At 58.6% G+C, this 13,399-nt stretch carries 10 protein-coding genes; 5 read left to right on the forward strand and 5 right to left on the reverse strand.

What is annotated here, in order from left to right; genetic code table 11:
• Positions 1-50 precede the first annotated feature (50 nt).
• Positions 51-2,603, reverse strand: coding sequence for a M10 family metallopeptidase C-terminal domain-containing protein (locus HBH25_RS18390; RefSeq protein WP_168085395.1), 2,553 nt, complete (start codon positions 2,601-2,603; stop codon positions 51-53).
• Between the two features lie 249 nt (positions 2,604-2,852).
• Here HBH25_RS18390 and HBH25_RS18395 point away from each other — a divergent pair, with 249 nt between their 5' ends.
• Complete coding sequence (locus HBH25_RS18395; RefSeq protein ID WP_168085461.1) at positions 2,853-3,989, forward strand: Fic family protein; 1,137 nt, start codon at positions 2,853-2,855, stop codon at positions 3,987-3,989.
• A 219-nt stretch (positions 3,990-4,208) separates the two neighbouring features.
• On the opposite strand, the gene HBH25_RS18400 is transcribed toward HBH25_RS18395, so the two are convergent.
• Positions 4,209-4,901, reverse strand: a complete 693-nt coding sequence (locus HBH25_RS18400; protein ID WP_168085462.1) for an SOS response-associated peptidase — start codon at positions 4,899-4,901, stop codon at positions 4,209-4,211.
• Between the two features lie 146 nt (positions 4,902-5,047).
• Here HBH25_RS18400 and HBH25_RS18405 point away from each other — a divergent pair, with 146 nt between their 5' ends.
• The gene (locus HBH25_RS18405) at positions 5,048-5,998 is read left to right on the forward strand and encodes a hypothetical protein (protein ID WP_168085396.1); all 951 of its coding nucleotides are present in this window, start codon (positions 5,048-5,050) and stop codon (positions 5,996-5,998) included.
• Between the two features lie 280 nt (positions 5,999-6,278).
• Here the strand turns inward: HBH25_RS18405 and HBH25_RS18410 are convergent, their stop codons facing one another.
• The 3 genes from HBH25_RS18410 to HBH25_RS18420 all read right to left on the reverse strand — a co-directional run bounded on the left by HBH25_RS18410 (position 6,279) and on the right by HBH25_RS18420 (position 9,500).
• Complete coding sequence (locus HBH25_RS18410) at positions 6,279-6,722, reverse strand: hemerythrin domain-containing protein (RefSeq protein ID WP_168085397.1); 444 nt, start codon at positions 6,720-6,722, stop codon at positions 6,279-6,281.
• Positions 6,723-6,841: 119 nt separating this feature from the next.
• Entirely contained in the window at positions 6,842-7,939 is a 1,098-nt protein-coding gene (locus HBH25_RS18415; RefSeq protein WP_168085398.1) for an alpha/beta hydrolase, read from the reverse strand.
• A gap of 121 nt (positions 7,940-8,060) precedes the next feature.
• Positions 8,061-9,500 (reverse strand): DUF2723 domain-containing protein, encoded by a 1,440-nt coding sequence (locus HBH25_RS18420; protein ID WP_168085399.1) that lies wholly within the window; start codon positions 9,498-9,500, stop codon positions 8,061-8,063.
• A 267-nt stretch (positions 9,501-9,767) separates the two neighbouring features.
• On the opposite strand from HBH25_RS18420, the gene HBH25_RS18425 reads away from it, so the two are divergent.
• The 3 genes from HBH25_RS18425 (at position 9,768) to HBH25_RS18435 (ending at position 12,892) form a co-directional block, all read left to right on the forward strand.
• On the forward strand, positions 9,768-10,226 hold the full coding sequence (locus tag HBH25_RS18425) for an Lrp/AsnC family transcriptional regulator (RefSeq protein WP_168085400.1): 459 nt from the start codon (positions 9,768-9,770) through the stop codon (positions 10,224-10,226).
• A gap of 171 nt (positions 10,227-10,397) precedes the next feature.
• Positions 10,398-12,080 (forward strand): flavin monoamine oxidase family protein, encoded by a 1,683-nt coding sequence (locus tag HBH25_RS18430; RefSeq protein ID WP_168085401.1) that lies wholly within the window; start codon positions 10,398-10,400, stop codon positions 12,078-12,080.
• A gap of 5 nt (positions 12,081-12,085) precedes the next feature.
• Entirely contained in the window at positions 12,086-12,892 is an 807-nt protein-coding gene (locus tag HBH25_RS18435; protein ID WP_168085402.1) for a carbon-nitrogen hydrolase family protein, read from the forward strand.
• The last annotated feature ends 507 nt before the right edge of the window (positions 12,893-13,399 follow it).

The raw sequence follows: 13,399 nt of genomic DNA on the forward strand, positions 1-13,399 counted from the left end.
TGGCAGGTGAAGACAGGCATCACACCCCACCCCCACCCGCCAACCAACAATCAAGCAGCCGCAGCGTCATCCGTTGCCGTCGCAGTACCCAGCAGTGTCAGAGCCGTGGCTTCCGTGGTGCCCACACGCCCGTAGTAGATGCCGCCGTACGTGTTGAGCTCCGCAACATGGTCGCCACTCAGCGCCACCTGGAAGAACCGCCCTTGAGCATCACCTTCCAGGTCTCGCACGTAGGTGCGGTCTGTGGAGGCGTTGTAGTGAATGTTCAGGGTGCCATCGTACCCATTGCCGCTTCCGCTAAAACCTAGGGCTCTGACGTCTAGACTGTCTGAGCCTGTGCTGAAGTCGCTGATCAGGTCGGTATGGTTTTCATTGGCTGTGCGGTAGCTGTCTTCTACTTGTTCGAAAACAAAATGGTCGCTCCCACTGCCACCGCTGAGGCGATCGGCCCCAAGCCCCCCTACGATCACGTCGGCATTTGGGCCTCCACGCACCACGTCATCGCCCGCCAAGGCGTAGAGCTGCTCCCTGCCTGCGCCGCCTTCCAACAAGTCGTTACCTGCGGTCCCGGTCACGCGGGAATCGTCGTTGTTATACGAGGACGTGATGCGGTCCCCTTCCAGCGGCTTGAACTGAAGGGCATTGGACGCCAGGTCCTGCTGGTGATCGCCCTTGAACGCAATCTGGAAAAAGTGACCCTGGCTGTCTGCTTCCTTGGAGGTGAGGCGGGTGACATCCCGGGCACTGTCATAGGTCAGCGCCAGGGTGGTGCCATAGCCATCGCCCAGGCCGGTGAAGTTCAGCGCGGTGAGGTCAACCTGATCATGCTCGGCACCGTTGAAGTCCTGGATCAGATCGCGGCTGAGGTCATGGCCGGTGGCGTCAACCTGACTGTCCGTGAGCCTGGTGTATACGAAGGTGTCCGCGCCCGCCCCGCCATATAGCCGGTCGGCCCCGGCGCCGCCAATCAAACGGTCGTCGCTGCCCAGGCCGGCAAGCACATCCCTGCCGTCACCGCCGACCAGGGTGTCACGCCCATGGGTAGTGCCGCGCAGGTCATCATCGCCGGAGGTGCCGTTGATCAAGGTCAGGAAGTTGTCGTTCGTCAAGCGGCCGCGATAGTCGCCGTCCAGGGCCAGTTGGAACCGCTGGCCTTGGGCGTTGGCATCAAGGCTGGACAGGTAGGTAAGCCCAGCGTCGGTATCATAGCTGAGCGCCAGTGTGCCCTTGTGCCCATTGCCCAGCCCTTTGAAGCCCAGCGCGGTCACATCGAGGGTATCTTGATTGACGTTGAACCCATTGATCGTGTCCGCGAAGCTGCCCGTGGCGGTGGCGAAGCTGTCCGTCAGCTGGGTGAAGCGGAAGGTGTCATGGCCTTGGTAGCCGAACATCAGGTCTGCGCCCGCGCCACCGATCAAGGTATCGTCCCCCCTGCCGCCGATCAGCGTATCGCTGCCAGCGCCGCCGTACATCAACGTGTCATAGGTCGCCTGGTAGTGGTTGATGGTGTCGTTGCCAGCGGTGCCGTACGTGGTCATCACCGCGGTGTTATTGATCTCGACCGAGCCCGCGCCCACCAGTTTGGCCTCGCCTTGTGGCATGCCGCCGATGAAGTTGCCTTCTATAAGGCTGGTATTGGAACTGCCCTGCTCTTCTACACCATAGGTGGGCATGCCCACCTCGCCCAGGATCTGGTCACCCAGGGTATTACCCAGCACCTGCGTACCAGTGCTGTCTTTGATCAGGATTTCCGGGGCCGCCTTGAAATACTGAGCGTTACTGGCAATCTCGCTGCCCAGTATCTGGGTGCCTTGAGCGCTCTGAACCACAATGCCCGAGGAGCCGTTGTCCGATACCCAAACGTGGTCGAGCACAGCGCCTTGGGCGTTATCGATCAATACACCCGGGCCGCCGTTGCTGTTGCTATTACCGGATTCCACGGTGGCCGTCCGCCCCTGGGCATCGCCCCTCAGGATCAGGCCTGTCCCGTTATTGTTGTAAGTGTGTACGTCCAGCAGAGTGAGCGGCCCTGTCAGGTCCAGGCCGTCGTTGTCGTTGTCGCTGGCCGTAACGTCGCTGAAGGTACTGTTGACCAGGCCCTCGGCCAGAATGCCGGTACCACTGAAGCCCGCACTGGAGTTGGTCAGCAGCACCTGGCTGCCTTGGGCCCGAAAGTCCATCGCCGCGCCCGTGACGCTGCTCGCATACAGCTGGTCGAGCGTAACGTTTACGTTGTTACCCACAGACACCGCGCTCACCTCGCCATCGTAGGGGGTATAGCCCTCGATATAGAGGTGGTTGATACGCGTATCCGTGCCTTCGATGCGCACAATGCCATCGATGTCGCCTTTAGAGGCGTCCGGGTCCAGCTGGATCAGGGGAATAGCGCCTGCCTTTTCACCCCCTTCAAGCGTCACATTGTCTTTAAGCACCAGCACGGTACCTGAGCTTTGGGTGCTGACCCTGTACGTCCCAGTAGGGATGTACACCGTGCCACCGCCTGCTGCCGCAGCCGCGTCGATGGCGGCCTGAATGGCCTGGGTGTCGTCCGTACGCGAATTGCCTACCGCGCCGTAATCTTTCACGTTGAAGAGGGTAGCCATTACATTATTCCTGGTGCCGGACAAGGGTGGGGGCAACGCTGCGTAATCGACCTCAGGATAGACCACTTAACTCCCCCAGGCTTAAGGCGCACAACCCTGTGCAAGGCGAACAGGGTGATGCTGCTGATGGTGCCAGAGCTTGGTCTTCCAACCTCCCAAGGTTGGACAATGAGCCGAATAGCCTTCACTATTCGGCTCATATCATGAGCCGAATAGAGTGGCTAATCGGCTCACGTGTGAGCAATGATGATGACCTCTTTCCACTGGATCTGGCAGCAGCCCGAATGGCCGCGTTTCAATTGGCAACTTGAACAGCTGGCCCCGCTACTGCGTGCCTGCACGCATGCACAGGGATTATTGCTGGGCAGGCTTGGCGCTGTTGGCCAGGATACGGGAGCCCGCAGTAACCTGGATGCCATGCTGCAAAACATTATTACCTCCTCGGCCATTGAAGATGAGCCACTGAATGTAGAGTCCGTACGTTCATCGCTCGCCAGGCGGTTGGGCCTGGCCGAAGAAAGCCGCACTACCCCCCGCTCAGAGGGGCTGGCGGAGCTGCTTATGGATGCCACGCGCCAATGTCAGTCGCGCCTCTCGCTAGAGCGTTTATTGAGCTGGCACCAATGGTTGTTCCCGCCGGTTGAGGGCTTGCTGGCTCACCCGTTACGGGTGGGTGAACTGCGAGGTGAAGCACCTATGCAGGTGGTCTCTGGCCGGATTGATCGACCCACCGTCCACTTTCAGGCCCCCCCTCGCGAAGGGCTAGACCAGCAACTGGCCGCCTTCCTGGCCTGGTTCGATACCAGCCGTAACGATGCCTCCCTGGACCCTTTGCTGCGAGCAGGTATTGCCCATTTCTGGTTCGTTACCCTGCACCCCTTTGACGATGGCAATGGCCGCCTTACGCGGGTTATTACCGACATGGCTCTAGCCCAAGGCGAACCCCGGGCCATACGCTTTTATGCCATGTCAGCAAGCATCCTTGAGGACCGTGCAGGCTATTACCGCATCCTTGAGGCCAGCCAGAAAGGCAGCCTTGATATCACCGCTTGGCTCCAGTGGTTCCTGAGCACGTTGCTCAAGAGCCTGGAACAGGCCTTGGCACGCATTGATCGGGTGTTGGCCAAGGCGCGGTTCTGGCAAGCGCACCGCGACCAGGCCTTGTCCATTGAACAGGTTAAAGTGCTGAATCGCTTGCTGGACGGCGGCGAACGTGGTTTTGAGAACGGCCTCAGTGCCGCTCAATACCAAGCCGTTGCCAAGGTCTCCAAGGCCACTGCAACGCGGCATTTGAGCGACCTTCTGGAGCGGGGCTGCATTGCTCGTTTGCCTGGGGGCGGGCGTAGCACCCGATATCAGATCGTTGCGGCCGAGCCATTACAGTAAAAAGCCTTAGTTTCCCTAAATCCTCACCTGCAAGGACAGGATGCCGTCTACCCCAGCCGCCCCATCAGCCAGCTTGAAGGTGGTGGCACCCGCACCAGCGCCGCTAAGGGTTACGCCACTCTTGAGGGTGAGGCATCCGCGGGCCGAAGGTGAAGCAACCGTACTACCCATCCCGTCGGTTTTGCTGCGCCTCAGATTACAGCGTTACGGTGTACGCGTTTACGTACTCAAAGGGTCGATCAGTTCAGGCCCCTGGTTCTTCACGTTGCCCACAGCCTTGCCTACTGCGTACCACTCAAAATCAGCAACTGGTCGGCTTTGCTGTTGGATGACCTCCAAGGCCGTTTCCACCTCCAGGCCAGGCTCAAGCCAGGCCCTTGCGGCTTCAGGGTTTAGCACCACGGGTCGTCGATCGTGAATGTCCACCATGCCCGCATCGCTGGCGTCTGTGATGATCACAAAACCGTCTTCATCGTGGGGTTCCAGCCCTGGGTGCACTTGCGCCAACCCGGCGAAGAACATCGGCGCTTGGGTCTTGAGCCGAATGCAATACGGCTGCTTTTTCTTGGGGTCGTCAGAATCCTTGACCCACTCGAACCAATTATCAGCCGGCACCAGAACGCGGCCCTGCGGCCAAAGCTGCTTGAAGAACTTTCCGGTGGCTACTGTCTCGATTCGGGCGTTGATAGGGGCCGGCCGTTTGCCTTTGGCCCAGAACGGGCTCCAGCCCCATTTCACCGCTTCAAGGTGAATGCCTTCGGCACTGGCACGGATCACCGGGCACTTGGTGGTAGGGGCCACGTTGTAGCGGTTCACCGGCTCGGGCGGTACGTAGTCGATCACCAACTGGTGAGCGCCCAGCTCGCGCAGGTAGTGGTCCATGGATTTGTACACGGAATAGCGGCCACACATGGGTTCACCTGCCTTGGGGTTGTTGCCCGTCAAGCCATGATTGTAACGGCCTAGAGACCGCGCCATGGCCGGGTCGACATTTTTTCGCCGCTAATGGAACCCATGCGCAAAAACGACCACTTAGCTCCCAAAGAGGGGGAGTTCCAATGGGCGTAGGTGCGATTAGCAATTTTGCTATGCAGGCGAAAAGCGCGGCAAGCCAAGCCGTAGACAAAATTTTTGTACCCAGGCTCAAAGTCGCGCTCAATAAAGCGTCGCTCAAAATATTGGAAGAGGCTAGTAAAGCCGGGGATGCGATCGCCGCAGACATCGTCAAAAGCATTAAAAGCGGAGAGCTGTTCCAGCACATTTCCGAGCATTTCAAGGCAAGCGACCTCGCCTATGACACCCACCCCATTCCTGGGCGGGACTCGAACAATCAGAGAATTGATCATAAACCGATAGTACAGTTCGAGAAGCAAGGCGAAGGCGTGAACCTGGCGGGTATCTATATGCAGGGTAAAAACCCAGGCGAAAAACCACAGCCCTGGAACCCTTCATCTCAAACCGGTACAACCCCGCCCCCGTCGCCCTCAACCACCCCTCAGGGCCAACCTGGGGCGGATACGTCGCAGCTACCTCATCGCCCACCTCCGGGCGCGGGTTTGAATTCGATGTTTCAAAGGCTGAGCCAGCAGCAGCCTTCATCACAAAAAGCACGAACACAGATGCCACCGCAGCCGGCTCCCAAGGATACGGCCCCACACTCGTCCGAAAACGTACACAGAGACCTTGAGCCTGATCTCGGACTACCCAAAGAGGCGGCCCCTGAACAGCCACGCCAGTCAGCGAAGCCGGCCAAGGCTGAAATACGGCACGCACTAAAAGTGATAAGGGAAGCAAGGCAAGATAGAAGGAAAAGAATACGGAAAAGAAGGGAAAGAAAACTAGCAAGAAGAGCAGAAAAACACGAAATAGCACTGAACGGTCTTAAGCTCCATGAAGAACGTCGGATAGATACTCAAAACTTGCTCAATGAGATTCGCGCAAAACAACAAGAGTCTAATAAGAAATTTATGGAAGACACAGCAAAAAATTCTACGGGCTTTAATTACTAGCTGTAGTGATTGGCACCCATTGAAGGAGCACAGCGCTTTAAAAGGGCGGGCCACCGGGCCGTGCGTTCAGGCGCCACACCTAGAGCCTGGCGCACCCGTTCGAAAAAGGCCTTGGTACCTCAAAGCAAGTTGGCCGTTCACACCCCTGCTTCAGCGCGTACGTAAAAACAAGGGGGCTCTTTCATTTGCAGGCAAATGAGCCGCATTCGGAGGTATTCGGGCCGGAGGGTGTTCAGTACCTTGTGGGGCGCCGTTGAAGCGCCCAGCCTAAGTGTAAACGTCAGGCGGTCACCAGCTGCTTGTCATACTCAGTGAGGTAGTCATCGGCCAGCGTTTGCTTTTGCTTGTCATCCAGAAGCTTGCCCGCGGCCTGGAAGAACTTGTGCTCTTCCTCTTTCAAATGGTGATGCACTTTTTCGGACAGCTTCTTGGCAGTGGCCAGCCAGCTTGGGCTGGACATCTCAGTGGCATCCAGCTCTTCCATCATCTCGTCCATTTCATGGTGCTCGGAGATGGCGTGGCGGCTCAGGTCTACCCCATTGTCATGGGCCATCAGAGGAATATAGAAGCAGCGTTCTTCGGCTGTTTCATGGGCTTGCAGCTCGGCTTTCAGCCGTTGGTAGGCGTCTTTGCGTTCTGCGCTGTCGCCGTGGGTTTGCAGCAGTGCTTCAGCGTAGCCCCGCTGACGGTCATGGCTGGCGCGCAAGGCTTCGAAGATGTTCATGGTGCCCCCTGGGAAATGTGTTTGATGGGGGTTTGACAGGCTGCAACCGGCGACGTTCTCGTTGCGCTTGATGTGGATGCGGGCGGCTAGGCAGGCGCCTGTAGCCGCCCAATATGCCTTTAGAAACCCGCCTTCAAACGGGCGCCCGCGTAGGCTTGTGCTTCCTGAGCCTTCTCCACCACGGCAGCGGTGCCGAAGAATTCGTGGGTCACGCCGTCATACAGCTTGCGCTCCACACTGACACCTTGGGTACGCAGTGCCTGCTCCAACTGTGCGCCATCATCACGCAACGGGTCGATTTCAGCATTGATCAAGGTTACCGGTGGCAGACCATGCAGGTCGGCATGCACCAGGTCCAGGCGTGGGTCTTTCAGGTCTGCCGGGCTTTTGGTGACGTTGGCCACGAACCACAACATCATGGGACGGTTGAGGGGCTTGGCATCAGCGTATTTAAGGTAGGACTCAGTGTCCGTATTAGTCTGAGCCACTGGGTATACGGCTACTACACTTTTGGGTGCGGTCAGGCCTTGGTCACGCACGGCAATGGCCGTCGCCACAGCCAGGTTACCGCCAGCGCTTTCACCGGCCAGTGCCAAGCGCTTCGGGTCACCCCCAATGCTGGCGGCGTTAGTGGTAAGCCAGCGGTACGCGGCTACGGCATCCTGGTGGGCTGCCGGGAATTTGTATTCTGGCGCGCGGCGGTAGTCCACCGAAACCACAATGGCATTGGCTTGCTTGGCCAAGCCACGAGCACCCCCGTCGTACACCGTACGGTCAGCGATAACCCAACCACCGCCGTGGAAGTACAGCACTACCGGGAAAGGCCCAGTACCGGCCGGGGTGTAGACCGTTGCAGGCAAGTTACCTGCGGCGCCTGCAACTGTAATGTCCTTGGTGGTCACGCCCGGCACCAGCGCGGTGGGGCTGCTGTCACGTTTCTGGTCAGCCAGTACGCGCTTTACACCATCAGCCACTGTAGGCTGCTTGCGCGCTTCATCTGGCGTGGTTTTTTCGATGGCCTTGGGGTCGAAGGCCGCTTGGGCATTCAGTACCTTTTGCATGTCGCTGTCTGTGCGAAATAGGCTTTTGGTAGAGCTTACGGCCAGTTCGGACAGGGTTGGCTTCTCTGGGTCACGGGCACAGCCGGCCAGCGTAGCCAGGCCTGCCGCAGCAACGGCAGCGACTAGGGCACAACGAACAAAACGAGGTGAGCGCATGGTGAATCCTCGGCAATCTGCAGGGCGCCATGGGCATGGCGGTAGGTGTGTTTCACACCCTTACCCCACCTTTGGCTCAAATGAGCGAGACGGCGTTCAAGGCAGATTGCCATTGCGCGGATCAACGGTAAGGCGCCACCAGTTGATACCCGACGCTTACAGGTTCCAGACTGAAGCGTGCCTTTACGCCTTCACAGAAACTGGTACGCGGTAGAAAGGCACCTGGCCCCTGTATGTAAGCGCTTACGTCATTCACGGTATCGCACGGCTGCACTACCCTGCCCGGTAGCAGGCCAGCGGCCTGGGCTGAGCGCAGTGCGCCCATAGGCATATCGTCTGCCAGGATCAAGGCACCCGGCGGCGATGCCTGGTCATAATAATGGGCCAATGCCTGGGCCGAGCGATCGCGCAGGTAGGGCACCATGTAGTAGTGAATGTCGTCCCGATAAGGCAGTGCTTCGGTACGCACAGGCAGCGACACGGCGCCAGCGGCATACAGCACCCACATCGATAGGAGCAGCGCAGGCGAGCATAACGCGCACAGGCGCAGCGCCCATGCACCCTTGCGGTTATGAGGAAGCAGCGCGTGCAGGTGTATCACGCCCAGCACAGCGGCAAAGGCGGCGCCTGGGACGAATAGCGTGAACCGCTCCATGATGTTGTAGGACGCGGCGAACACCACGTTCACCACCAGCGCCCACCACAGCAGCCGCAACTGGCGGTTCTTCGGCACTATCACTAGCCCCAGCACCGACGGGCCCAGCAATGACAGGCAGAGCAAGGCCACAGCTTTGCGTTCGTGCCATAGCACGTCGAAGCGCAGCAGGTTGTCTGCCCAGTGCTCTGTGTTGGCGTAGGGAGAAGCCTCCACCGTGTAAAGGCGGTGTGCCTCCAACTGGCCCAGGCCGGAATCCAGACCTGTTATCAGCCCAGGGTAAGCCGCACAGAAGCCAATCACAGCCGCAGGCAAGGTGAGCAGCACCCAGCCCCGCTGCTCCCACAGCAGGCGCAGGTACAGAGGTAGCAGCACCACAAAGGTCAAGGCATGGATGCTGGCGGCCAGACCGGTGAGCAATCCGATCAACAATAGTTTGGCGGCTTGGCCCAGCCCGCTGCGGCGTTCAACGTACAGCCCGTAGGCCAGCACCACGAACACCGAATGAAACAGGTACACCTCGGCTTTGGTGGACACCCAGAACACTGCATGTGACAACACGGCAACCGCCGTTGCCAGCACGGCCAGGTTTCGCATCGCACCCAGGCTACGTGCCAACCAATACAGGGCGCCCGCTAACGGCAGCAACAGCAGGGCATTGAGCATGCTGAGGGCTTGGAAGCCGAACAGTGCGTACACGCCCGTTGTAAGGCAACGGTACAGCGGGTGCGCCCAGGGCCCGTCGGCGCCACTGAAACACTGCCCACCTGCCGCATCGGCAAGCAAAGTGCCGCTGTCTGCCCACTGCACGGGACCACTGGCCGCCAGAAAACTCGCACTGATCGCCATGCACAGCAACAGCAGTGGCCATGCCCCCCTCAAGGCATCATCAAGTCCGTGTTTCATGTCGCATGTTTCCTGTGAGTGTTCCGCGCTTTAACAACAAGGCGCAGTGAAGTGGCTGCTTTAACAAGGCGGCAATTGGCTGGCACGCGACTATAGCGATAATTACTTACAGGCCACTTCAAATTATTAAATAGGGTGATAACCAGTCGCCGTGCATTTGGCGCCAAAACAAAAATTTAGGCCTACATACACGCCCGTACAATAAGAAGTGACGCAAGAGTCGGGGTTTACTAGGATAGCGGTACGCCCCTACGCGTTTGAGCCGAGATGAACGACCAAAGCGCTTTTTCCCTCGACGGGGTAGACCGTCAACTGATCGCCGCCCTACAGGTCAACGCACGTGAAAGCGTTGCCACCCTCGCACGCAAACTGGGTATTGCCCGTACCACCGTCACCTCGCGCTTGGCCCGCCTGGAGCGCAATGGGGTTATCGTGGGCTACGGCGTTCGCCTGGCTCAACGGGCCCTTACCGGCGGGCTACAGGCTTACGTGGGTATTACGGTGCAGCCCAAGGCAGGCCGGGAAGTGCTCAAGCGCTTGGGTACCATGGCCCAAGTGCAGCAGCTGTGCGCTGTGAGCGGCGAATTCGATTATGTCGCCTGGCTGCACACCGATTCGCCAGAAGCGCTGGACGAACTGTTGGATGAGATTGGCGCACTGGAAGGCGTAGACAAAACCACCACTTCGATCATTCTGAGTACAAAGGTGGACCGGGGTCGCAGCTAAGGCCTTTGACTCAGGCAAAGCCCCTAACGGTCATAATTACCCCTCGCGTTGTCATTACGGCAGAAAAACGCACAAAAAGACAACACAATGCGTCTTAATAACGTGCCAGTACCTCCCTAGAATGCTCAGCAGCTTACCTATACTGTTCTGACTGCATTCCACGAGGTGCCCATGCTCAAACCTGACCGCCACCCTGCCGGCTTCGCCAAGCCTATTACCGTATTCGGGCCAGACTTCCCTTTTGCCTTCGATGAGTGGATCACCCACCCCCAGGGCCTGGGCAGCATCCCTGAAGGCAACCACGGCAAAGAGGTTGCCATTATCGGGGCGGGCATTTCAGGGCTGGTGGCCGCGTATGAACTGATGAAGCTAGGCCTTCGGCCAGTGGTGTATGAGGCGTCGCGGCTGGGCGGGCGTTTACGCTCTCAGCCATTCGAGGCCGCTGAGGGCATTATTGCTGAGCTGGGCGGTATGCGTTTTCCTGTGTCCTCCACTGCTTTCTACCATTATGTAGACATGCTGGGGCTGGAAACCCGGCCCTTTCCCAACCCGCTCACGTCTGCCTCAGGCAGCACGGTGATCGACCTGGAAGGGCAAACCTATTACGCAGAAAACGTGGCCGACCTCCCTGCCCTGTTCCACGAAGTGGCCGATGCCTGGGCCGACGCTCTGCAAGAGCGGGCTCATTTCGGCGACATCCAGCAGGCCATCCGCGACCGCGACGTCACTAAACTCAAAACCCTGTGGGACACCTTGGTCCCCCTGTGGGACGACCGCACCTTCTATGATTTTGTAGCCACCTCCAAGTCCTTTGCGGGGCTGACCTTCCAGCACCGTGAAGTGTTCGGGCAAGTCGGCTTCGGCACGGGCGGCTGGGATTCGGATTTTCCCAACTCCATGTTGGAAATCCTCCGGGTAGTCATGACCAACTGCGATGACCACCAGCACCTGGTGGTGGGTGGCGTTGAACAGGTGCCCCTGGGTATCTGGCGGCATGTGCCCGAGCGCTGTGCCCACTGGCCAGCGGGCACTAGCCTGAGCAGCCTGCACAGCGGCGCACCACGGTGTGGTGTGCAGAAAATAGCGCGGGCAACCAACGGTGAGTTCGCGGTCACCGACGTATGGGGCCATACCCGCACCTACCCAGCTGTATTGGCGACCTGCCAAAGCTGGCTGTTGACCACCCAGATCGAATGCGAAGAATCGCTGTTCTCCCAGAAGTTATGGATGGCCTTGGACCGTACCCGTTATATGCAGTCGTCCAAGACCTTTGTGATGGTCGACCGGCCTTTCTGGAAGGACAAGGACCCGGTGACCGGCCGTGACACCATGAGCATGACCCTGACGGATCGCCTTACCCGCGGCACTTACCTGTTCGACAACGGCGAGGGCAAGCCGGGGGTCATCTGCCTGTCCTACTCCTGGATGAGCGATGCCCTGAAAATGCTGCCTCACCCTGTGGAGAAGCGAGTGAAGCTAGCCCTGGACGCGCTGAAGAAAATCTACCCTACGGTGGACATCGCCGGGCACATCATCGGGGACCCCATCACCGTTTCATGGGAAGCCGACCCTCACTTCCTGGGTGCGTTCAAGGGTGCCCTGCCTGGGCATTACCGCTACAACCAGCGTATGTACGCCCACTTCATGCAGCGGGACATGCCTGCTGAACAGCGCGGCATCTTCATTGCGGGCGACGACGTGTCCTGGACCCCAGCCTGGGTAGAAGGCGCCGTGCAAACGTCGCTGAATGCTGTGTGGGGGATCATGAATCACTTTGGCGGCACCACCTTCCCTAGCAACCCAGGCCCTGGCGATGTGTTCGACGCCTTAGGCCCCGTCGCCCTACCGGACTGACGCCCATGCGAATAGCGCTCTACCAAGGCCCCGCAGGGCCGCACGCACCTGAGGACAACCTAGCGCGGCTGGAGGCCTGGGCTACCCAGGCCGCTGGCCAAGGTGCCGACCTGGTGGTGTTCCCGGAAATGTTCCTCAGTGGCTACAACATTGGGGCACAGGCGGCAGCCGAGCGTGCCCAGCCGGCTGACGGCGCCGGGTTCAAGCACGTTGCCACCACGGCACAACGGCTAGGCATTGCGATTGCCTATGGCTACCCGGAAGCCGGCCCTGATGGCGCCATCTACAATGCGGCCCAGTTGGTGGACAGCCAAGGGCAGCGGTTGCTGAACTACCGCAAAGCACACTTGTTCGGGGGGCTGGACCGCGCCATGTTCACACCAGGCGATGGCCGCTTTGTAACGGCTAAACTCAACGGCTGGAACCTTGGTTTGCTGATCTGCTATGACGTGGAATTTCCAGAGGCCGTTCGCCACCTGGCATTGGCCGGTGCGGATCTTGTACTGGTGCCCACCGCCAATATGGTGGGGTTCGAGTTTGTAGCCGACGTGACCGTCAGGGCCAGGGCCTACGAGAATGGCTGTTACCTGGCCTATGCCAACTACAGTGGGCCTGAAGCCGACCTTACCTATTGCGGCCTGAGTAGCCTTAACCAGCCCGATGGCACCCAGCAGGTATTGTCAGCCACTGAAGAGGGCTTGCTGTTTAGCGTATTGGCCAAAGACGCGCTCGCTGCCTGCCGCCAAGCGAGCCCCTATCTGCTGGATTTGCGCAATGACCTCTATGGTTTGCCACACCCGCAGTCAATTTAACGACACGGCTCCAAAGGTGTCACAAGGCGATGGCATTATGATGGCGCCTTGGCGTTGACGGTGGTCGCACAAGTGCGGCCCCGAAAACGGCCGCAACACGCTCAAAAGCTAAAAATTTTCTAAATTTTAGCAATAAAATCAATAACTTATAAAAATATGCCATCACTCAACGTCAAAATGACATCATTTCGATATCGTCAAAAATAAATAATCAATAAAATCAAAGGCTTAAGAATCAACAACTGCGTCGCTCTGACTATCTGCGTTTTTTTCATCTGAAGCGATTGACAGGCTTCGCTTAAAAACCGATATATCACCCACCGACGGGAAACACCGCAGCGGCCTGCGCAATGCCAGGCACCTGTGAAACCCGCTCCAACCCCTCAGGCTGGCAAACAAAAATACTCATTTTTGACGTGTTTACGGGTTCGGCTTGCTGTTTGGTTTTGCCTTTATTGACTGTAACGCACTGATTAAAACAGGCGCGTAGCGTTTTTAAAGTTTACT

The organism is Pseudomonas quercus, from assembly GCF_012033695.1.
GTDB classification, from domain to species: Bacteria; Pseudomonadota; Gammaproteobacteria; order Pseudomonadales; family Pseudomonadaceae; genus Aquipseudomonas; species Aquipseudomonas quercus.